Raw genomic sequence first — 21,121 nt, forward strand, 5'->3', positions numbered from 1 at the left:
CGTAACTCCTAAATTTACAAGGTTTTCAGATATTCAAGCAATTGCCAACGTTGCGCCTCAGTGAGCTTGGGCCCTATAGTCCCCTGGTCATGATTGTCATCAAATACATGGCCAGTGTTATGGTTGCCGCTGATAGTGGTGTCGAACAAGTAGCCTCCAGCCTGTTCGGTACTCAGATAGCCGAGATGTAGCGGGTCATAGTTATGCGTACCTAAATAAAAATGTTCAGGACGCTCGCTCAGAGGCGATAGCAAGGCGTAAAGCGTAGGAATTGAACCGTTGTGCAAAAACGGCGGAGTCGCCCACACACCTGTGAGGGGACGGGCTTTGTAATGGCGCTCGGCCACTGGCGGCTCACTGCCGACCTTGTGCCCATTGCCCATGATGATTTGCTGATCAGGCGGAATATTGTTTTCTTTAAAATAACGCTCTGCGACTAGCCTGGTTATAGTGTCCAGCGCTACACCAGCGTTCATCTCCCCTAACCCCAAATGTTTGGTATTTACAGTCCGCTCTACAAAACCGCTGGCCTGATTTGGGTCGGTACCGATCTGATCGAGTGGCACCATCGGAGTATCTAACAAGCGTTGACCCAAAGTATTTTGCTTGGTCCAGAATCTGGGCTGCTCCTCATGCAGGTCCTGCATAAGTTCTGTATGTGGTGGCAGGTGGCAGCTGGCACAATGCTGGGTATACAGCACTTTCCCGGCTTGTGCTTTGCCTTGGTCTATTTTTCCGAGATACTGCTCTGGCCATTGTGGCGCTCTCAAGCCTTGATAAGGGGCATTGCCCGCCAGCCATTGTTCAAGCACTACCAGGTTATCAATATGAGAAGCCGTTTTATACCAGTTAGATGCGTCGCCGGTGAGCACAATAGGCGTCTTCACTCCCAGCGACTCACCAATGTTACGTAGCAAAGGGTTGGGCACCGAGCCATTGTATTGCACATGAGAAAACCAGCTGGTTTCCCAAATGTGCGGATAAGCCACCGGTGCATCGGCTGTATGCATATTGTCTTCATCCAGCTGTAAGCCAAACACCTGGTTGTTAATGCGGTTGAGTGCGTCAACGCGACCAAACCCCGGTGCATGCGGATATATCTTTTTGAAGGTATTTAATTTAAGTTCTCTGAAGCCTGCTTTAAGAAAGACTTTCAGTTCCTGATGCAGGTTTTCTGCAGCCTCCGGCGTATAGTCTTCACCAAGCACACGTTTGGCAAACCTTTCAAAGCGGAAAGGTACTTTGTCGGTGAAAATCAAGGCTTTTGCCAGGTCTGTTTCGAAAGTCTGCAAATCTATCATTGCAGGACCACCATCAATCCGCAATCCAACCCTTAATTGTTGCGCTGTAGTGATATTGAGTTGTCCGGTATGGCACGTTGCGCAGGTAAAACCAAGCATGGTTTGCTGCTTGCCGGAGTATGGGTTCCTGAATGCGGTATCCTTGACAAAGCCCACCGGCAGGCCATCCGGGTTATTACTGGCATTCGCTGCGTCTGGTAAGAAACCATATCTGCCCAAATTGGATATGTCTTTTACCAGGGGCACTTCACCATGCAGCTTGATCACTGGCTCTTCCAAAGCAAGAAACCACTTGTAAGGCATGATTTCTGTGCCTTGGGCAACATGGTAAAACTGGTTCCACATATCGGGTGACCAGTTCTGGTCCAGCCAGTGGGTTTCATCCACGGCGTGATATTCAGGGAGTTTAGAACATGCGGTGATGGCAAGCGCCACTAACAAAGTGGCTGTGACCTGTGATTTTATTCTTTTCATCATGGCTCTCGAAAATAGCTGGCTAGGGTCAAATGAAATGTTTTCGCCAGGCATGACTATTGCATTCCTTCACCATGTTTTTTGTGATCTGGTAGCCTAATTCACGGTAGGCCTCGAATTGAATTTCATTAAAAAACTGGTCTGAAGTAGGCTCATGCGGGAAGTCCGGATGCGAGGCTTTGAAGTTAAGCACATCTACCGGCAGTTCAGAAACCATGGTGGCTTTGATGTAAATCAAGGTGCCGTATACAGGCGTTTGATTTTCATCATCAAGAGGCGGGTATTCAATAGTGGCAATGGCAAATCCATTCTTTGCCAGGCCATATTTCAATATTTCGCGCTGGCTTGCCCCGGCGCTGCCAGGTTGTAAATTATCAAGTGTGAATAGCGGGTCGTTAAAGCGGATATTCACATTAAAATCCACGCGTACTTTTTCTATGCAATTACCAAGGTCATCAAATACAAAGTGCTTGTCTGCACCCGCATCTGAAGCGACGATGATATTCACCCTGCGGCGGATTAACTCATAAATTGCCAGGTTGTCGAAATGTCCTCCATCGCTGAGTTCAATCTGGGCCTCGTTTTCGTTGAAGGATTTGATCAACGTTGTAAGAAAAGCAGGCTTACTGAGTTTTCTTTCATAAAAACGTGGGTTAGTCGCCCAGATGCCCAGTCGTACATTCAAGAGGGAAAGTACGGCAGAAATAAAAGGTGTTCTTGCCATTCCCCGGCTATTGTTGCCGGCATTGGGATTCACTGATGCACCGGATGCAGCCATAGCCGTGGCCAGTGTCATACCGCTACTGCTTGGGGTATCTTTTAACCAGGACGCAGTGCGCACCCAGCCTGTGGCAGTAGATCCGCACAACAGTGGCGACAGGATAAAGCTATCGCCGCCTCTTGACTGATATTGCACTTTCTTTGAAGTCGATAGCACCAGGTTGGTATTGATAATATGATAGGGACGTTGGTTAGGGCCTTGGCACATCTGGTCCAGCCCGGTTTGATCTGCAACGGAGGCATAGCCCCAGATATTTTTTCTGATGTTCTCCAGGTTGGGTAAATAACATTCCATCAGCCTGTCGCGATACATGCGGTGCAGGCTGATGTAATTGGTGTTGATATACAAGCCGGACACGCCTGCCGCTATAAATAAGACTATCATCAGCAAAATGGGCCGCTCATGGTTGATGATAGCCAGATCTAATAAATAAGCAGAAAAGAACAGGCCGTAAATGAGTAAGGTCGCTGCGCCGAAAATAAGCAGCTGGCTTCGCTTGTCATTGACACAACCTTTTCTCAAGCGGAAAAACTGTATGACGCCCATGACAAACCCCAGGAATGTACTTAACCCGGCAAAGCCTTTTTCTGTGTACAGACTACCCAGGTGAGTGAGTAGCGCATGCAATAGCGGAATGCTTGCCAGTATCAGTGCGATCACGCCGCCATAAATGAGGTTGCCAAAAAAAGTCTGTAATCTGGTGCGGGGTTGATAAAGCGATTCTGAAGCCAGAATACGGGTGAAAACGGCATAAATAAAAGAGCCGGATGCGAATACAAATACCATCAGCGCCGCCAGCAGCAAAAACCAGTTATAGGTCAAAACCTCCGGTAACCAGTCCGTAACGCAAGTAACAACAGGCTCAAACGCACCCAGGCTAACAAAAATAAACAGCAAAGCTGAAATCGCCAGAAAATAAGTGGTGATTGAGACGAAACTGGAGCGCAGTATGACGGCTAACAGGGAGATGTAATTTAAGGCTTTGGTTGGCGTGAGATAGCTGCTGTGATGCCTGATAAAGTCGAGCTCAGCATTGCCGTCAGGCGCATTATTGTTACCGTTGCCAGCCTTTATTCTGCCCAGGGGGAAGTGGCCTGCTTCAACACTCGCAGGCTGTTGTGGCTGAGATGCATTTATCTGGTTAAGCAGCCAGGTCAGTGTTGAACCTATATAGCCACCGCCTGATGCTGTAGACAGGTAGTCTACATTTTTCATGATATCGGCAGATACCAGGCCTTGCATGACGCCCAGTGCAAAAGAGGCAGAGCGCACACCGCCGCCAGAAATCGCCAGAGCGCTATATTGCTTGCTATCACCTAAACCATAGCGTTGCCTGTGCTCTTCAATATGCTGGTGTTCCAGATGAATATCAAACTGGTGATCATGGATCAGGCTCATTATGTTTCTCCATCAATGCGTAGACTGTTATATGCCGTGGATACCTCAGGATTGATGTGATTTAGCATCCTCGAGAATCACATCAGCAGCTTTCTCACCTATCATGTAAACGCAAGACACAATAAAAAATCCCGGTATTTTAGGAAAAGCAGATGCGTCTACCACGCGCAGATTTTTTGTTCCGCGTACCCTGAAACGGCTGTCCAGGACGGCCATAGTGTCATTATCTGCGCCAATTTTGCAGGTACATGAAGCATGATGCCCCCAGGCATTATCTCGGACAAAGTCTGCTATTTTTTCCCGGTTATCTATGTGTGCACCGGGAACGACTTCATGTTTAATCAAATGGTCGACTTGTTTTGTCATCCGCCGCACAAATTCAACGCCACTCACTACGGCAGCCAGGTCTTCCCCTTTTGTATCTGTTCCTTCATCAAAATAGTGGAAATTGATATTCGGCACGTCTTGAGGATTGCTGGAATTGAGGGTCACTCTGCCACCGGTATTGTTGGTGTGGGCTTTCAGGATCGCCCATGTAAAGTGTTTGTGCCCTTCGGTAATAATGTCGGAATAGCCAGGGAAATATCCGTAAAATTTTCCAGCCAGACCAAAAATAATGAGATCGGGCTCAGTCTTATCCGGGCTGGATTTGATAACGACAGCCAGGACTGCGCCATTGGTGGTATAGACGCCCTTGCCTTTTAACCAGTCAACAAACTGAGGGTCTGGTGTTTCGCCCGGGGCAGGGCCTTTAAAGGTAGAACCGTCCAGCAGTGAAAAAGGTGCATGCATTTCGCTGACGACGCCGACTTCATAGCGGTCCTGCAGGTTTCTGCCGACACCAGGCAAAGCTAGCCTGACCGGAATATGATGTTTGGCCAGTTCTTCTGCCGGTCCTATGCCTGACAGCATCAGCAGTTGTGGGGTGTTAAAAGCACCCCCGCAAAGAATGACTTCCTTTTTGATAAAGACTTTTTTGAGGATGCCTGTGTTGGCGGCAATTTTGGAGCGTGGATCCGCCGCGTATAAATGCTTGCCTTCCTGATAGGCCACACCTATGGCGGTGTTGTTTTCATCAAACAATACTTCCGTCACCAAAGCATGCGTACGTACCACTAATCGGTCAGGATATTGGCTCTGGATGGCCCGGATAAAGTCTCTTGTGCCAGTGCGCTTGCCATCTTTTGTGGCCAGAGGTGTGTAGCACAAGCCTTGCGCGCTTTTTTTAACCTGACGCCAGTCATTCGGGTCCAGCAGGGCATTGAGTCCGGCTTTTAATACTTTGAGGGGGGTATCGATCTGCTTTAAAGCGTTAACAGCTGAGTATTTGAGTAGCTGTAACAATGCAGCATCTTTAAGGATATCGATGCCTGGTCTTGGCATGCTGGTTTGCAACCAGCCATTAAATCCAAAACGGCCGGGGTTGAAGCCGGTCAGTTTGGCAAAAAACCGTTGTACCGGATGCGAGCGGTTGTTTTCCAAGCGCTGAAAATAGCTGCGCATGTTGTCGGCACTCCAGGAGTCATCTCCGGTGATGTGCCTGATATGCTCCCAGTCACTGTTATGCGGACAAACGGTGATCATGGCGTTATGGGCAGTACATCCGCCCAGCGTGCCCGATCTCGGGTATAGCACGCCATTTTGTTCGGTGCTTAGTTTGCCGTCGCGTTTTTGCTGGTCATCGTTGGCATAATGGCGTACAAAAAAATCCCAGCGTAAGCTTTCATCCTCCGAAGCATTAGGATGAAAGACGGGTACCTGATAATTCCAGGGTTCATCGTCGCCACCCGCTTCCAGCAGCAACACGCGGTAACCAGCTTTGGCCAGGTTGGGTGCTACTGTGCCGCCGCCAGCACCAGAACCCACGACTACATAATCGAATTCGGCTTCATTGTCCTGTGCCATGATCGAGCTCCCACGTTGGTTTTTATAAGTATTTTACGTATTCAATCAGTGCTTTTTTATCTTCGTCACTAAGCTTGGTGCCGTAGTAGTGGCCCTTGTCTGTAATGAAATCCGGACATTTGCTGATGGAAATCAATGGGTCTATTAATGGCAGTAACACAGCCGTGGCGTCGTCACCTTTCAAGTTTTTCTGGTGAATAAGGATCAGCGCCTTTTTCACTTTGATTAATACCTTCAGGGTTTTTTTGAGCTGGTCTTTATCCTCCAGAGAGAAGTTAATATTCGCCAGTAAATTCACCGGAGTGCCTTTGGGAATCGGGCCGATGGCAATATTGCCAGTGTCATCTTCCAGCTCTTTAAGAAAGGGCGATAATACTGCCGGTATGAAAGTAGGATGTATTTTGATCCAGCTCTCTTCGGTGGTGCGATAGATAGATCCGAATCCATCGCGTTTTTCCGGCCATAGTAGTTTTTGCATGGCATCCTCATAATCCACCAGCCTGCCTGCAATTGAAGGGTCCTGATGGTAGCTGCCTAAAGCATTATTGTGTAGAAACGGTGCGCTTGCCCAGGCTGAAATGAGCGAAGGTACTCTCTGGTAACCCGGCCCTCCAGACGGCGCCATGAATTTAAATGGTTTGCCGGTGACAGGGTGTTCCATGACAATTTCGCCTACAGAAGGTAACGTTTTGTAGGTTTCTGAGGAGAAGTTATCCCATACATGGTTGCGAGTACTATTGGTTGCCAGGGCGCTGCAGGCATTGGTTTGCAATTTTGTAATGGGGATGCGCGCATCGGTAGACAGGTAATTATCTTTAAGAAAATCATCAGACATGACTATCGCTGACAGCTGCGTCTTGTATTCCTCGCTGCCGGGCACGGCGGTTGGTTGTTTACTTGAGTGGCAGCTTGCGCATTGCTGCGCAAACGCCTCTTTGCCCCTATGAAGGACGTTCTTGTCCTGGCTGAGGTAACGGACGCCTTCAGGTGTGCTTAGCAAAGCGGTGGGTTGTGCAGCCTGAATAAAGAAATCTGCTAAGGGCCCCACGCGCTCAGCGGTGGATTGCCAATATACCGAGTTATGCATCGCGTTTTTGATTTCAAATGGTGATTGCGGCAAGCCACCCAGAATCGGGTTGTGATTCTTGATCCATTGCTGGTGGAATTGCCCGATATTCACATAAACACGACTCAGCGCGCCGTAAATACCAACCGAATCTGCTCCGTCTTTTAAAATGTGAGGAACCACCATCTCGGCTTGCTGATTCGGCAAGTCAAGATTGCCACCCGCCTGTTTTTCTTTATGTCCCGTTGCCAGCCTTGCCGCCACACTGTAAATGGCATTCATGGTTCTTGGATTGTTAATATTATCTGTTGCAATGAATGAGGTATCCAGTGCGCCCGGAGGGCTGGTTCTGAACAGTTGCCAAATAAAATTATCCGGTTTCAAATCATAGCCAAACACACGGTTAATCCACAGGTATTGTGCGCCAATATTGTTGGACAGGTTTTTCCAGTCAGGTTCTGCCGTGTTCGTCGGCGCATTTAAAGGATGAAATGACACATGGCAGAACGCACAGGTCATGCCCACGCGGTAGGGGCGAACAAGTTTTGAGCTGTAGTAATAGCCCTGGTCTTGATAGTAACGCGCACCATCCCATTTGGCTTTGGCCTTTTCATCAAAGGCAGGATTAGGGTAAAGCCGTAAACCTACTATGCCGGAAGGTTTGCCATAAACCTTTTCATCGACATCTGATGCCAGTTTATCTTTAGGTGTGTCCAGCCACAGGCCGTATTGATCTGCCGATTTGGCTTGTTGCATATCGGGGTCGTTGATGATGCCAAACCATTTAAAACGGTCGCGGCGGTTACGGCTATCCATGATCTTGAGTAAATCCACAGTGCCGAAACTATGCCCTGCCATGTAATCCCAAAAATCCTGATTACCGCCAGACCACAACAGCCAGGTATTGCGGCCCTTTCTTTGTTCATCATTTAGGGGCACGCCATTGTCCATGGCGTCAAACCATGCACTGGCCGTTTGGGGAAAGTCTGCGACCGTCTTGCCTTCAGACAGGGCAGAATCAACGATTTTTTTCTGGGTTAGTGTGTAGATGCTTGCACCTCCCAAAATGACAAGTAATACAGCCCATCCCAATTTGCTATTGATCACGGTAACTCCCTTTTTTTAGTATGACGTGATGCTATTTTTACGTGCTTCATGACTGAAGCCGGAATCCCAAAGCTAACAAGTGCTTGCTAATATTGATGAAATGCTCAGGTATGACGGATTGATTCAGATGCTTTCAATCACTGACTGAGTTGCAGCGCTAACGACTTGATGGGACACTTATAAATGGAGTGCATGTCCTTATCTATATTTAGCTGGCGACGCCTTCTGATTCGGATGTTGTCAGGTTGAATCATCTTTAAGCTTTATGCATTCGCACGCTAAATTTTTGTAAGCTCGTTTTATCAGATATTAATAATATCTGGCCTCATAAAGCAATCAATTTGTAATTAAATGTAATTGGATTGTTTTTAAGTGTTAAAAAAGCAACAAAGCCATTTGGATTGTCACCTTCTACGGAAATGGTTTTGTAGCACTCATTGGCAACTTCTTCAGCGGGAATCAAGCATGCATGCAATAGTAGGTTGGATACTGATAGGACTTTTGTGGAGCCTGCCTGGTGCGGCAGCCGAAAAAAGTCTTTTCTGGCAGCTGGAATCTCCTGCAGGACAGGTGAGTTATTTATTCGGCACCATGCACACTGATGATAACCGGGTGACCGATTTTCCGCCTGTGGTGATCAACGCATTAAAAAATGTTGATACGTTTATGCTGGAGGTGGCTGAAACGCCCAAGGCCGAATTATTGCGGATGCCGCAAGGTGATTTAAAGCAAGTGCTGTCCGAGACTGAGCTGGACCAGGTTACTTTGCTGGCAGATAAACATGTGATGCCATTGTCTACGGTCTTGCAAATGAAGCCATGGTTGCTTGCGGTAATATTTGACTTACCCAAGCCGCAAACGCCGTTTGCGCAGGACTTTTTGCTGAAGGCGAAAGCGGAAGAACTGGATAAAAATATCCTGGGCCTGGAAACACCGCAAGCGCATTTTGCAGTGATGGATAGCCTGACCATGGATGAGCAGTTGCTAATGTTGCGTGGTGTGTTGAAACGTAGCGAAGCGCAAAAAGAAAAAGATTTTGAACGGCTCATGCGTGCTTATCTGTCGGGGGATGCAGAACGGGTGGCGCATATTGATGAAACACTCACTGGAGGTATTTTGCCGCCAGCGCTATGGCAGCGTCTGCGCGTGAAATTACTCGATGAACGCAATGTCGGCATGGCTGCACGCGGTATTGCACAGGCACAGCAGGAAAAGGTTTTTATTGCAGTGGGCGCGGCACATCTGGCCGGGCCGACGGGATTGATTCAGGCATTTAAACAGGCCGGTTTTAAACTGACACCGATTAAGAAATAATCAAGCATTTGCTTGTGAATGTGCTTCTTTAGACTCAAGCTCAAGTGAGATTTTGCTGATATGCGCCACAAAGTCGGCATCTTCGCCGACCAGCAATCTGGGCAGGTGCTGGCGGAAGTCTTTGCGCCCGCACCATTCGCGCATATAGTCTTCCCATGACATCCAGCGGCGTAAGGCTTTGCCACGCATATCTTCGTCATAGGCTAAAAGATAAGCACGCTCAAACAGGGAAATAAGGATCTCGAACAAGACCAGTTTTCGCTCTTCCTGTTCATCTGTCATTTCTTTGGATTGTGACAATGAACGCAATTGCAGGTCTGGATTTGCCATCACAAGTTTAAGGAAATCGGTGTAGTTGTCGGCCAGTAGCTGGTATACCTCTTCATCTTCATTTTCACGTTCTTTACGCTGTTCCAGCATAAAAGTGAGAATCGCCAGCGGTAAACCGACTACCGTGACAATGTAGCTGAGCATTTCCCAGGTTTGAATATTCATAAGCGCCACACAGGCGTTAAAGAATCGGATTAGTGAGGTTCAATGATTCAGCTCGGAACACCAGCACGTTGCTGGATCACTTCCATGCACTCATCAAACTGTAATGATTTATCAAAGAAGTATTCCACACCCATATCGCGGGCCAGGTTGCGGTAGTAACCATTACCATGATTGGTTAGCATGACAATGTCGGGTATCTTGAATGGGAAATTCTGTTGCTGGGTATGGCGTACCACATCAAAACCGGTGCCTTTAGCTAATTCGATATCCAGTACCACCATATCGTATTCGCCAGTATTGAGGAAATTGATAGCTTCGTCACTGGTGGTGGCAATATTTTCAATCGCCAGTTGCTCACAGTCGTGCAGCATCTCGACTATCACATCGCGAATCAAAGCAGAATCTTCAACTAACAATAATTTGTACATGAGCATTTGCCAATCACAACCCTGTGAACATTGTATGAAATTTTATTCTGTTTGGATGTAAGTCCGGTGCCTACAGGTTCCGACGTGATAAGGTTGTTGTTTGAAGGAGCGCCGCCCTTAATTAAGTAAGCCATACTTGATCGCATAATAAGTAAGATCAGCGTTCGATTTCATCGCCATTTTTTCCAGGATACGGCTGCGATAAGTGCTGACCGTTTTGATGCTGATAAACAATTCATCGGCAATCGCAGTTGGTGTCTGGCCTGCTGCCAGCTTCACAAACACTTGGAATTCGCGGTCAGATAAAGTCTCGTGCAGTTGTTTTTCTGATGGGTGGCTGAGTTCATTGGTCATCAGTTCAGCCAGTTCGGCTGAAATATAGCGTTTGCCGGCCGCAACAGTACGGATTGCCTGGATAATTTCGTCGGAATCCGCATTCTTCGAAAGGTAACCTTTACAGCCGTTACGCATCAGGTTCAGCGCATACTGGTCTTCGGCATAACCGCTCAATACCAGCACGGGTAAGGTTGGTGACACATGTTTGAGTTCATGAAGGGTATCAACGCCATTTTTGTCCGGCATGGAAATATCCAGCACCATGGCATCAAATTCTTTTTCACGTACCAGTTGTATTGCCTCTGCACCTGAGCTGGCTTCGCCAGTCACTTGCAAATCAGATTCCAGTTCAATCAGATTGCGCAGACCATCGCGCACGATACTGTGGTCATCCACCAGAAGAATTCTTTTCATTATAATTTTCTCGTTATCGGGTTGCAGAACGTACAGCATCAGCATCATTTGCTGGTGCAGGTTGATCCACTTCTGGCTTTTCATCCGCCAGTTCAGTTCTAAACAAATTCCAGTCACTGCTAATCAAAGCTATTGAGCTCGCGAACAATGTTTTTTTCTGCCACACCCTACGCACGGCAAAATAAGCAAGTACACCAATCAGTGCCGGGATAGACATGGCTACTGCCAAAATCAGGGTGCGGTTTGGATGCTCCCATAATAGCGAAAATAACCACATCAGTCCCAACAATCCGGTGAAGATGAACATGGAGAATACCACCAGTATGCCGATCAGACTGGTGGCAAGTCGCTCGGTTTCCCCCTGAAAGTCCTGCTTGATCTGTTTTGCACGCTCTTCGGTGTAGTCTGCAACATGATGGCGCAGGTGCAACAAGTTATCTGTCATGGAAGTTATTTTCCGGTTGAAAAATAACATGGTTGCAAATTTAAGGAGGTTAACCCACATACTTTTCCTTCTTATTTAATCACGACGTTTGTTACCCAACAGATAGCCAAGCAACAAACCTACGCCTGCGGCTGCCAGTACTGTGCCCAGTGGATGTTCATACACTGTATCAGCTGTTCTGTCTTTCAGGTTATTGTATTTCTCGTTGAACTCATCCTGCACTTGATCTTTTACACGACTTGCGCCAGCGCTCAGTTTAGAAGCAATTGAAGAAGCACTTTCTTCATTGGTCAAACGATCAATGTTTGTTTTCAATGTGCGGATCAACTCTTTCGCTTTGTCCTGGGTCGTATCTGCAGTATCTTGCACTGCCTCTAGCAAATCATTGGCAGTAGTCTTCACTTGCGCTGCTATATCTTCAATCGCCTGGTCAGATTGTTGAGCCAAACGGTCAGTTGTCTGTTCTACATTGTCTTTTGAAAAATTAAACATATATGCACTCCTATTTAAATGGTGATTACAAATCAAAGAAAACACAAGGTTCATCTGTAAAGCGTTTGCAAAACCTTATAACGCTGCAAAGTTAAGAAAGCTGAGCTGGCACAAGGTTTCAGATGTGAGCGATTAATTTGCCCGCTGTGTTTTCAACATGTAGCCATGGTACGCATTGCCTTTGCCATGCCGTATCAGATGGTCACCGATATGCGAGTCAGAATCGTCTGACAAAGCGCATCCATCCTTGCGGCGTGCATCTATGCATTGCTGATAAAGGCTAACACCGTTATGATGCACTCAGTGCTTTATTAACCAGTGCAACATAAAAAACAGGTGTCAGTATTGCTGATTTAAAACATCCAGCAACAAATCATTGCCATGCAAAATATTAGAGTTTATCTTCTCGCGCTGCTTGATCGGATGGAAAAGGTTGGTGAGACCTTTGGCGGGAACACTGTGGCATTATTAACCGTCAGTCTGGTACTCGCTGCCGCCATGCTGGTATTCAATGACCGCTTGATTGTAAACACCAGTGAAAAAACAGATGCGGTCTCCACGCTGGATCGGTTGATCATGGAAACCTGGCAGACACGTGCTCACCTGGCGATTGCAGAGAGTGCGCAACGCGGCTATCTGCTAACACGTTCAGATTCTTATTTTCAGCCTTATGATGAAGCGACCGGTCAAATCACCGCGCATATTCACACAATTAATAAACTACTGGATCGTACCAACCTGACCAGGCATCCAGCTATTCAGACCAATATGACTGAGCTGGTGAACAGCATTGCCAAAAAGTCGGCCGAGATGAGCGTGACCATTGATCTGGCGAAAAAGCGGCAGTTTGACAAGGCGCTGGCGGTAGTCAAGCTGGATTCAGGCATGAAGGAGAGCCGCAATATACAGATGCTGTCGCGTCAGTTCGAGAAACAGGTCACAGACTACCGGGCTGAACTGGCAGATACGCGTAACAACACGCGCCGCATGATGCGCTGGTTTGTCATGGCTTGCCCGCTTATTTTTGTGTCACTGGTGGTATTGGTGATTAAGCGTCTGCTGCGCGAGCTGGCTGAAAAAGCCAAGCTGCACGAGCGGCTCACCAATGAAAATACAGAATACGAAAGCAATATACAAAGCCTGCGCACCAAGCTGCAGGGCGAAGCATTGCTGGCGCAAACCAATGTTGAGCGCGAGCGCTTTCAATTATCCAGGGAATTGCATGATGAGCTGGGCTCCCTGTTGACCGCTATCAAGATGGATATTTCCTGGGCCATCAAGCATCTCAAGGATGAGCTACCGCAAGTCACGGAAAAGCTCAAAAAGACCAACCAGTATCTGGACCGCAGTATCAATTTCAAAAGAGAAATCGTACAGAACCTGCATCCGTCCATGATCAAGACATTTGGCCTGAATGCTTCACTGCAAAACCTGCTGGATGAAGCAAGCGGGCGCAATCAGTGGCAGATGGATGTCATCATGCCTGAGCGTGAGCTATTGATTAATGAAACCCTGAGCCTGATTATTTACAGGGTAGTGCAAGAGAGCCTGAATAATTGCAGCAAATATGCCCAGGCGACCAAGGTTGCCGTTCATCTTTTGCACGATGATCAATATATCAAGGTTGAAATTGTTGATAACGGCGTTGGCTTTGACACCAGTCATTTGAACAATACTTCTACCGGTATTAACGGCCTACGTAACCGCGTCGAATCCATTGGTGGTCATTACGAAATTTTCAGTTCACCGCAACAGGGCGCAAGCACCCGCGTGCTATTGCCCTACCTCAAAGAAGAAGCTTCTTTCTAGTATATTCCTTGCTCCAGCGTAATGTAGTCGTATTCTGACAATCAATTCAGTCATTGGACGACTGACCGGCTTTCTGCTCCTCTTTATCATTGCTCCACATGAAACCACATGTGTATGTGGACAATTAATAAAAGTAAAAAAGGAGACAGGCATGTCAATCAATACATTCAAACAAGCGACTATTTTTGGTGGCTTATTAGCAGCAACAATTACCTTAAACGCATTCGCATTTGATCTTAATGAAGTTCAAAACGGCGATAAACCATACTTGGAGCAATTCAACTCACTGGACAAAAACGCCAATGAAACATTGAACTGGTCTGAAGCAAAGGCTGACAAAGGCGTCAAGCAAAAAGACTTCAAAACGTTTGATGGTGACAATGACGGTAGCCTAACTTATGAAGAATACGCCGAGTTGAAAACAAAAACCGGCCAAAAGGCGATCAAAGTAGCCATGTCTGACAGCTGGATCACTACTAAAGTGAAAGCGCGCCTGTTGGAAGAAGAAGCCTTGAAATCACTGAAGATCAGTGTTGAAACACATAAAGGTCAAGTATTGCTAAGTGGCTTTGTGTCAGATTCAACCCTTAAATCCAAGGCTGAAGAACTGGTTTCCAGCGTTGAAGGTGTGAAATCTGTTAAAAACGCGATCGTAGTTAAAGGTTAACGAAACACCCTTTGCAAGCTACGTACCTCTCCCAAAGAAGTAGCTTGCTCTTTTTTTTCGGTGGGCTGTCCAAAGAAACATGTGTTGACGATTCATCCTCGACGACGTGGGCAGTTCGCCTTCTAACCAAAGGAAGCATCATGAAAAATACTAAATTTTATATGACGGCTGGCGTACTTGTTTCAATGTTAATGAGTGCCAACGTACATGCAGTACCTGCCGCTGAACCTATGTATAAGTTTTTACCTAGCGACACTGTGGTCGAGAATGTGAAAACCAGTTTGCAAAGCCATGGCATTGACACTTCAAACCTGCAAGTGGATTCTGATGCCAAAGGTGTGGTGCAATTGTCCGGCTTGGTGGCGTCAAAACAGGATGCTGAAGTGGCTACACAAATTGCCAAACAGTCTGATGGTGTGTATGCGGTGCTGGGCCAGTGGCGCTATGAGCTGGCAGCTGTGCCAGTAGATTCTGATGCTGCCCAGGAAAAAACAGCGCCTGCCAGCAGTGGCGAGGCAGTACAATCTGAAACGCAATGAACAGATCGGGAGGGTCAACCCTCCCGAAGTTCGTCCAAGCAGGAGTTAATGTTGCTAGGGCATCACATGTCGACCGGATTCGTACTCGACCTGGTTGGCTTGTCGGATGAACAATAGTTTTTCAGTTGCAAATCCAAGCTCTTTTGCCCTGGCTATTAAATCTTGCTTGATAGGGTAAGTGAGTTGGGGTGTGCGAGACAATATCCATAGATAGTCACTGCCGCTACTTACCAGTGCGTAGTTGTAATATGGCTTATCTACTATAAGAATATTGTAATCGCCATAAAATGGCCCAAAAAAAGATACTTTCAATCGGCCAGTTCGGCTGCCATCTGCATTGACAGGATCAATAAATTTGGCTTTGCCAACTGCTTCGCGCCAGTCTTTCTTTTGCGGGTCAAACCCACGATTTACTACTTTAATTGAGCCGTCAGCCTGCAAGGTGTAATTTGCCGTGACCTGTTCGAGGCCCTTTTCGAATCTGTTATCCAGTCTCGCAATTTCAAACCAAGTTCCCAAATATTGCGCAGGGTCAAAGCTGCGAACAATAGTTTGTTCCGCTTGCGGCGGCATCGGTTCTGAGCAACTGCTCAAATTGATCAGTATAAATAAACCAGCCAAAAAATGATTAACAGTCATAAAGCATTATAAAAACCAATAATTGAAAATAAGCTTACAGTTTAAAATAACACACATTGAAACAGTCGATAAGGGATTAAAAATGAAACTTACAACGGTGTGCATGATGGCAACTTTTATGGCATTGGTTTCATCAACCGCAATAGCTGGTAACGTGGAAACAGGGCTTGGTGGCGGATTGGGTGCGGCCGGGGGAACCGCAATAGGCAGTGTACTTGGTGGTAGCACCGGTGAGATTGTTGGTGGTGCGGTTGGTGGTGGATTAGGTGGAGCAGTGACTACAGGCCGCGGGGGTAAAACCGGCGCTATCATTGGCGGTGCAGCAGGTGGCGCAACCGGCGCTGCGGTTGGGCGTACAGTGAGTGGTACAACCGCAGGCGCAGTGGTGGGCGCAGGTTTAGGCGGTGCCGGCGGTGCGGTGATTGGTAAAGAGATCGATGAGCCTGAACCATATGGGAAACGCTATCGTGGTAAAAAAGGCAAGAGACACGGACATCATGGCCGTGGCCACAGACACGATTAAGATTTAATTTGCGCGAGCAAGGCCGCCAGATAGGCGGTCAATCAATCAAATCTAATCAACTAGCCAGCTTAAGACCTATCATCCCGGCAATAATCAACAGCAAGCTGATGATCCGCAATGCAGACACCGGCTCGTTAAATAACAAAATACCTAAAATAACCGTGCCGACGGCACCGATACCTACCCAGATAGCGTAAGCAGTGCCTACCGGTAAAGTTTTAACACACAGCCCCAATAACCAGACGCTAATGACCATCGCCACGATGGTCCAGAACGATGGCCAGAAACGTGAAAAGCCATCGGTATATTTCAATCCAATCGCCCAGGCGGTTTCAAACAAACCGGCAATTACCAATATTAACCAGGTCATAAAGCGCTTTCTTATTACTCATTAGTTTGCTGAATTTTTTGTAGATTAAGGTTTAAGGGCGGCCAGGTCTTGTTCAGTTAACCAGCGCCATTCTCCCGGCTGTAAATCCTGTGGTAATTCAAGGCGTCCAATTTTGATACGCTTCAGGTAGTCAACGCGATTACCAATCGCAGCAATCATACGTTTAACCTGGTGATACTTACCTTCTGCCAGAGTCATCTGAATAATCGATTCTGTCACGCGTGTGATTTCGAGTGCGGCAATCGTTTGATCTTCGTCTATCAACTTTACGCCTGCCAGCAAGCCTTGCAGATCAGCGTCGCTAATCGGATGTTTGCAAGTCACTTCATAGATTTTTGGTACATGATGCTTAGGTGAACTGATCTTGTGAATAAACTGGCCGTCATCCGACAGTAAAATCAAGCCGGTGGTATCTTCGTCCAGCCGGCCTATACATTGAATGCCACGTTCAACCAGTGGAGGTGGTAGCAAAGAATAGATGGTGGGGTGAAATTGCGTTTTGTGCGAGCACTCGTGATGTGCCGGTTTGTGCATCATCAGGTAGCTGTGCTCGCGGTATTCCCACCGTTCGCCCTCGATAGTGAATTGCAGGTTTTCAAGTGCGAAAGTGGCATCCGGGTCACTACACAGTTCCCCATTCACGGTCACTTCTTCATTAATAATCAGGATGCGACACATTTTACGTGTGCCAAAGCCTTGTCGTTGCAGAATACGTTCTAAATCAAGTTTCTTAGCCATAACCTGAATTATACGCGAATCCTGAGGCGACTTTGCCGGTAGTCAGTAGCTGCGTCTGTCACTCCATGCGTGACTGACGTACAATGCCGGCATGGCCTTTAAACACATCACCTCCCGCGATAATCCCGTCTATAAACACCTGCGCAAGCTGGCTGATAATGCACGCGAACGTAAAAGCAGTGGCTTAACATTACTGGAAGGTGTGCATTTGATCGAAGGCTACCTGCAAACACAAGGCGAGCCTCAGCTGATGATTATTCCTGAAGGGAAAAGCAGCCTGGAAGCATCCAACCTGATGCAGCACCTGGTAGATGTAGATACCATCATGCTGCCGACGCTGATGTTTGCCGATCTGACGCCGGTTTCCAGCAGCAGCGGCATTATGGCATTAGTCCCTGTGCCTGAGATCGCGTTGCCGGAAATAGTCAACTTTGCCCTGTTAATCGAAAATATTCAGGATCCAGGTAATCTCGGCAGCATACTGCGTACTGCCGCTGCGGCGGGCGTGCAGGCTGCTTATCTGACAAAAGGCTGCACGGATGCCTGGTCACCAAAAGCACTGCGTGGCGGCCAAGGTGCGCAATTGGTATTACCTTTAGTCGAAAACGTGGATGCCGTTGAAGTTGCTGAGCAGTTTGCCGGTAAAACCCTGGCGCTGACTATGCATGGACAAAGCCTCTATGATCAAGCGTTAAGCGGGCCAGTCTTGTTTGCAGTAGGCAATGAAGGCGCCGGTATTTCGGAGGCATTGCAGCATGCGGTGAATCACTGTGTCAGTATCCCGATGGCGCATCAAGGCGTTCTGGCGTTGGAATCACTGAATGCCGCCGCAGCGACGGCAGTTGCGTTGTTCGAGTGCCAGCGTCAGCGATTGCAAGGCTGAACCAATCCCCCTGCGCTGATTTAATGCGTCACTGCATGGTCATCGTTGTCATCAAATAAAGCCAGCGCTTCCTGCTCATCAACCACATAATGCTTATTGCAGAAATCGCATTGAATCTGAATGCTGCCTTGCTCTTCCAGGACGCTACGTACTTCCGCCAGGCCCAGTAACTGCAACATATTGGCCACGTTGGCTTGTGAGCAACTACAAAAAGCACGGATATCACGCGCTTCAAACAAGCGGATATCCTCTTCAACAAAAAGGCGTTGCAACAACGTTTCGGTATCTAAATCCAGCAACTCCTGATTGGTGACCGTATTAGCCAGATGCTGCACCCGGTTCCAGTGATCGAGGTCATGCTCTTGTTGTTGCGGCAGTTTTTGCACCAGTAAACCAGCGGCTCTGTCACCTTCGGACGTCAGCCATAATTTGGTGTCGATTTGCTGGGAGCGCAGCATGTAGTTTTCAAGCATACTGGCAATGCTGTCCCCTTCAATTGGCACAATACCCTGATAAGGTTCGCCTTCCTCCGGCATCAGCGTAATCACTAAATGCCCTTGTTCAAGCCAGTCGCTCAGTGTGTCGCCGTGTAACTCTTCGCGCACTTTAGCCGTGGCACGTATATCAAGTTCAGAAGTACATTCAACTACCAGTAATTGCAATGTACCCTGGCTTTGCAGTTGCAAAATTAACTTGCCTTGCATTTTCAATGTGGACGTTAACAGCACACTGGCCGCCATGAATTCGCCGATCACTTTTTTCAAGGCGGGTGGTAATGGTTGGTGTTCTAGTGCGTTAAACAGGCTTTGATCAAGGTGCACACAGTTGCCGCGCACTGCGGAGTGATCAAAAATAAAGGGATGCAATAGGTCTTGTTTCATGTGTCTATTTTACCATCTCTGGTCACCTTGGCTGTAATTTGCAGGCGGGATAAGTGGTAGTTGCCAGTGTGTGTGCGCCCATTGCCAAATATCTTTTAGCGGATAAGTATGAAGATGCTCGGGTATTGGTTGCCTTAAAAAACCCAAGGCCGCGATTAAAGTGTCTTTAATATTATCGTCCGGTAAGGGTTCAGCCAGTGTCTGCTTACTCAATTTTTGCCCTTGGATATTAATCACTAATGGAATATGTGCATATACCGGAGTTGTATAGCCTAGTATGTGTTGCAGAAAAATCTGACGGGTAGTGGAGTTCAGTAAATCCGCGCCGCGCACAATATGTGTGACGCCTTGTAACGCGTCATCTACCACCACGGCTAACTGGTAGCTGAATAATCCGTCGGCACGTTTAATGACAAAATCGCCAATATCCGTGGCGATGTTGTGCTGTTGCCGGCCTTGAATCAAATCTTCAAAGCTTATCGCTATATCGTGTGTTTTTAATCGCCAGGCGGCAGCCGTATCTTTTTTCGCCGGATGCAATCTACAGGTACCTGGATAAATAGCACCTTCAATGCCTTGCAGGATGCTTGAGTCAGAGATTTCCTTGCGAGAGCAAGTACAAGGATAAGCCAGAGCCTGCTTCAACAATTGTTCTAATACCTGTTGGTAGATATCACTACGCTGGCTTTGGTAAACAATCTCGCCATCCCACACGAAACCATAACGCTGCAAGGTATGAATAATGTGTTCACTGGCACCTTTTATCGAGCGTGTTGTATCTACATCTTCAATCCTTAGTAGCCATTGCCCGCTACGCTGCCTTGCATCGCAATAACTGGCAACCGCTGCGACCAGCGAGCCGAAATGCAAAGGCCCGGTGGGCGAGGGGGCAAAGCGGCCTACACTCATTTATTGCGTAGCGTAAGGCGGAATATGCCAGGACAACAGCTGCCCGCCACGCAATTGCAAATGACAGGCCATCCGTTCCAGGCCTTGGCTGGATACATCAAAAGTGTAGGTGCGCAGTAACTGCATGCGGCCATTGCCATCCCTGGCAAAACCTACGCGCGAGCAGGCGACTGACTCATCCAGGAATTGCAATTGCCAGCGCTCGGCCAGCTGCCGCCCCAGTTTGAGCGCGATTTCACGCTTGGCAACAGAGTCTATCCAGAACCATGCGCCAGCCACCATCAGTGCCAGCAATGTCCATTCAGCCATTCGATTTCTCCTGTAAACCGGAGCCGCATTTCGGTGTATGATGCAAGTGAGTCAGTGCCAAAATCTACATTCCTTATTATCAATCCAGTACAGTGTGCCATGAGTTCATCACGCGAAACAGACGCAATCCAGGCTTATTATAATTTATTGCATGGCAAGGGTGCGGATGCCGCCATCATGGCGCAACGCGATGCCCTACTAAATGAATTGTGCCCAATGCTGAAAAATCAAGACTCTACCAGTGCGGTATATCGCAAAGCAGTGGATGATTGTCTCGAAGATAAACCTGCACAGCGCTGGCCGGAACTCCTCACCATTATCCGCGAGTTTTACCCTTTCTGGCGCGGCGATGTCAAAGCGGTCATGCAATATGCAGATACGGTGGGCTTTGAGTTGCACCTGATAGGCTGGCAACCGGCAGTGATCGATTTGCAGTCAGTCTGGCCCGCCTTGCAAGCCGAGAAATTCGCCACTTCTGAATTGTGGGCGCTGAATGGCTATGTCAAAGCGCTAAAGTCCATGGATCAGAAAGTGGAAATGGATATAGAAGTGCGTACGCGCATGGCCAAGCTGATGCTGTTACGTTTGCGCGATGCGCCCTTGTCCGAAAAAAACGCCTACCGTATTACTGCCGATGCGACACTGCCTCTGTTCAATTTAAAACATACCCGGCATATCTTCCTGAATGCAGTGCGTGAATTCTATTATTTCTGGGCGGCACACCCGGATGCCGAAGAAATGTTCAAACAATTGCAGCCTTCTGAAATCATGTAATCACTAGTAGAAAAATCTGGCACCTTATTTGCACCAAAAAAGTGCAATGCACTTTCTATGGTTCAATATTGGTGCATTTTCAGGGCATATTAAAAACTAATTC

22 protein-coding genes are annotated in these 21,121 nt (G+C 47.6%); 7 read left to right on the forward strand and 15 right to left on the reverse strand.

Going from position 1 to position 21,121, the window contains the following annotated elements; genetic code table 11:
- Nucleotides 1-14 precede the first annotated feature (14 nt).
- From ACFQ2T_RS13715 to ACFQ2T_RS13730, 4 genes are read right to left on the reverse strand one after another with little or no spacing between them, the layout of a single operon-like run.
- On the reverse strand, nucleotides 15-1,829 hold the full coding sequence (locus tag ACFQ2T_RS13715) for a di-heme-cytochrome C peroxidase (RefSeq protein WP_379035381.1): 1,815 nt from the start codon (nucleotides 1,827-1,829) through the stop codon (nucleotides 15-17).
- A complete protein-coding gene (locus ACFQ2T_RS13720) occupies nucleotides 1,804-3,954 on the reverse strand; it encodes a patatin-like phospholipase family protein (protein ID WP_379035383.1) in 2,151 nt (716 codons plus the stop codon). Before ACFQ2T_RS13720 ends, ACFQ2T_RS13715 begins: the two co-directional genes overlap by 26 nt.
- Nucleotides 3,955-3,999: 45 nt before the next feature.
- Entirely contained in the window at nucleotides 4,000-5,859 is a 1,860-nt protein-coding gene (locus ACFQ2T_RS13725; protein WP_379035386.1) for a GMC family oxidoreductase, read from the reverse strand.
- 22 nt (nucleotides 5,860-5,881) lie between these two features.
- Complete coding sequence (locus tag ACFQ2T_RS13730; RefSeq protein WP_379035388.1) at nucleotides 5,882-8,032, reverse strand: hypothetical protein; 2,151 nt, start codon at nucleotides 8,030-8,032, stop codon at nucleotides 5,882-5,884.
- Between the two features lie 465 nt (nucleotides 8,033-8,497).
- On the opposite strand from ACFQ2T_RS13730, the gene ACFQ2T_RS13735 reads away from it, so the two are divergent.
- Nucleotides 8,498-9,346 carry a TraB/GumN family protein gene (locus tag ACFQ2T_RS13735; RefSeq protein ID WP_379035390.1) on the forward strand — a complete coding sequence of 283 codons (849 nt, stop codon included), beginning with the start codon at nucleotides 8,498-8,500 and terminating at the stop codon, nucleotides 9,344-9,346.
- On the opposite strand, the gene ACFQ2T_RS13740 is transcribed toward ACFQ2T_RS13735, so the two are convergent.
- The 5 genes from ACFQ2T_RS13740 to ACFQ2T_RS13760 form a co-directional block, all read right to left on the reverse strand.
- On the reverse strand, nucleotides 9,347-9,841 hold the full coding sequence (locus ACFQ2T_RS13740) for a hypothetical protein (RefSeq protein ID WP_379035392.1): 495 nt from the start codon (nucleotides 9,839-9,841) through the stop codon (nucleotides 9,347-9,349).
- Nucleotides 9,842-9,888: 47 nt separating this feature from the next.
- Nucleotides 9,889-10,269 (reverse strand): response regulator, encoded by a 381-nt coding sequence (locus tag ACFQ2T_RS13745; RefSeq protein WP_379035394.1) that lies wholly within the window; start codon nucleotides 10,267-10,269, stop codon nucleotides 9,889-9,891.
- Nucleotides 10,270-10,386: 117 nt separating this feature from the next.
- Nucleotides 10,387-11,019, reverse strand: a complete 633-nt coding sequence (locus ACFQ2T_RS13750) for a response regulator transcription factor (protein WP_325238889.1) — start codon at nucleotides 11,017-11,019, stop codon at nucleotides 10,387-10,389.
- A 13-nt stretch (nucleotides 11,020-11,032) separates the two neighbouring features.
- Nucleotides 11,033-11,464, reverse strand: a complete 432-nt coding sequence (locus tag ACFQ2T_RS13755; protein ID WP_379035396.1) for a hypothetical protein — start codon at nucleotides 11,462-11,464, stop codon at nucleotides 11,033-11,035.
- Nucleotides 11,465-11,539: 75 nt separating this feature from the next.
- The gene (locus ACFQ2T_RS13760; RefSeq protein WP_379035398.1) at nucleotides 11,540-11,956 is read right to left on the reverse strand and encodes a glycine zipper domain-containing protein; all 417 of its coding nucleotides are present in this window, start codon (nucleotides 11,954-11,956) and stop codon (nucleotides 11,540-11,542) included.
- Between the two features lie 381 nt (nucleotides 11,957-12,337).
- Here ACFQ2T_RS13760 and ACFQ2T_RS13765 point away from each other — a divergent pair, with 381 nt between their 5' ends.
- The 3 genes from ACFQ2T_RS13765 to ACFQ2T_RS13775 all read left to right on the forward strand — a co-directional run bounded on the left by ACFQ2T_RS13765 (nucleotide 12,338) and on the right by ACFQ2T_RS13775 (nucleotide 14,971).
- On the forward strand, nucleotides 12,338-13,765 hold the full coding sequence (locus ACFQ2T_RS13765; RefSeq protein WP_379035400.1) for a CHASE3 domain-containing protein: 1,428 nt from the start codon (nucleotides 12,338-12,340) through the stop codon (nucleotides 13,763-13,765).
- A gap of 151 nt (nucleotides 13,766-13,916) precedes the next feature.
- Nucleotides 13,917-14,432: a BON domain-containing protein gene (locus ACFQ2T_RS13770; RefSeq protein WP_379035401.1), complete on the forward strand. Its 516-nt coding sequence runs from the start codon at nucleotides 13,917-13,919 to the stop codon at nucleotides 14,430-14,432.
- Between the two features lie 140 nt (nucleotides 14,433-14,572).
- Nucleotides 14,573-14,971, forward strand: a complete 399-nt coding sequence (locus ACFQ2T_RS13775; RefSeq protein ID WP_379035402.1) for a BON domain-containing protein — start codon at nucleotides 14,573-14,575, stop codon at nucleotides 14,969-14,971.
- Between the two features lie 54 nt (nucleotides 14,972-15,025).
- Here the strand turns inward: ACFQ2T_RS13775 and ACFQ2T_RS13780 are convergent, their stop codons facing one another.
- A complete protein-coding gene (locus tag ACFQ2T_RS13780; RefSeq protein ID WP_379035756.1) occupies nucleotides 15,026-15,544 on the reverse strand; it encodes a lipocalin family protein in 519 nt (172 codons plus the stop codon).
- A gap of 148 nt (nucleotides 15,545-15,692) precedes the next feature.
- On the opposite strand from ACFQ2T_RS13780, the gene ACFQ2T_RS13785 reads away from it, so the two are divergent.
- The gene (locus ACFQ2T_RS13785; protein ID WP_379035403.1) at nucleotides 15,693-16,133 is read left to right on the forward strand and encodes a glycine zipper domain-containing protein; all 441 of its coding nucleotides are present in this window, start codon (nucleotides 15,693-15,695) and stop codon (nucleotides 16,131-16,133) included.
- Between the two features lie 55 nt (nucleotides 16,134-16,188).
- On the opposite strand, the gene sugE is transcribed toward ACFQ2T_RS13785, so the two are convergent.
- Nucleotides 16,189-16,503, reverse strand: coding sequence for a quaternary ammonium compound efflux SMR transporter SugE (gene sugE, locus ACFQ2T_RS13790; RefSeq protein WP_379035405.1), 315 nt, complete (start codon nucleotides 16,501-16,503; stop codon nucleotides 16,189-16,191).
- Between the two features lie 45 nt (nucleotides 16,504-16,548).
- A complete protein-coding gene (locus tag ACFQ2T_RS13795; RefSeq protein ID WP_379035407.1) occupies nucleotides 16,549-17,262 on the reverse strand; it encodes a pseudouridine synthase in 714 nt (237 codons plus the stop codon).
- 91 nt (nucleotides 17,263-17,353) lie between these two features.
- Between ACFQ2T_RS13795 and ACFQ2T_RS13800 the strand changes: the two genes are divergently transcribed.
- Complete coding sequence (locus ACFQ2T_RS13800; RefSeq protein ID WP_379035409.1) at nucleotides 17,354-18,145, forward strand: TrmH family RNA methyltransferase; 792 nt, start codon at nucleotides 17,354-17,356, stop codon at nucleotides 18,143-18,145.
- A gap of 20 nt (nucleotides 18,146-18,165) precedes the next feature.
- On the opposite strand, the gene hslO is transcribed toward ACFQ2T_RS13800, so the two are convergent.
- The 3 genes from hslO to ACFQ2T_RS13815 are packed head-to-tail and all read right to left on the reverse strand — an operon-like array spanning nucleotide 18,166 to nucleotide 20,244.
- Nucleotides 18,166-19,026 carry an Hsp33 family molecular chaperone HslO gene (gene hslO / locus ACFQ2T_RS13805; protein WP_379035411.1) on the reverse strand — a complete coding sequence of 287 codons (861 nt, stop codon included), beginning with the start codon at nucleotides 19,024-19,026 and terminating at the stop codon, nucleotides 18,166-18,168.
- A gap of 9 nt (nucleotides 19,027-19,035) precedes the next feature.
- Nucleotides 19,036-19,935, reverse strand: a complete 900-nt coding sequence (gluQRS, locus tag ACFQ2T_RS13810) for a tRNA glutamyl-Q(34) synthetase GluQRS (protein WP_379035412.1) — start codon at nucleotides 19,933-19,935, stop codon at nucleotides 19,036-19,038.
- On the reverse strand, nucleotides 19,936-20,244 hold the full coding sequence (locus ACFQ2T_RS13815) for a DUF3301 domain-containing protein (RefSeq protein ID WP_379035414.1): 309 nt from the start codon (nucleotides 20,242-20,244) through the stop codon (nucleotides 19,936-19,938).
- A gap of 99 nt (nucleotides 20,245-20,343) precedes the next feature.
- On the opposite strand from ACFQ2T_RS13815, the gene ACFQ2T_RS13820 reads away from it, so the two are divergent.
- The gene (locus ACFQ2T_RS13820) at nucleotides 20,344-21,018 is read left to right on the forward strand and encodes a hypothetical protein (RefSeq protein ID WP_379035416.1); all 675 of its coding nucleotides are present in this window, start codon (nucleotides 20,344-20,346) and stop codon (nucleotides 21,016-21,018) included.
- The last annotated feature ends 103 nt before the right edge of the window (nucleotides 21,019-21,121 follow it).

The organism is Methylophilus flavus (assembly GCF_042678905.1).
GTDB classification, from domain to species: domain Bacteria; phylum Pseudomonadota; class Gammaproteobacteria; order Burkholderiales; family Methylophilaceae; genus Methylophilus; species Methylophilus flavus.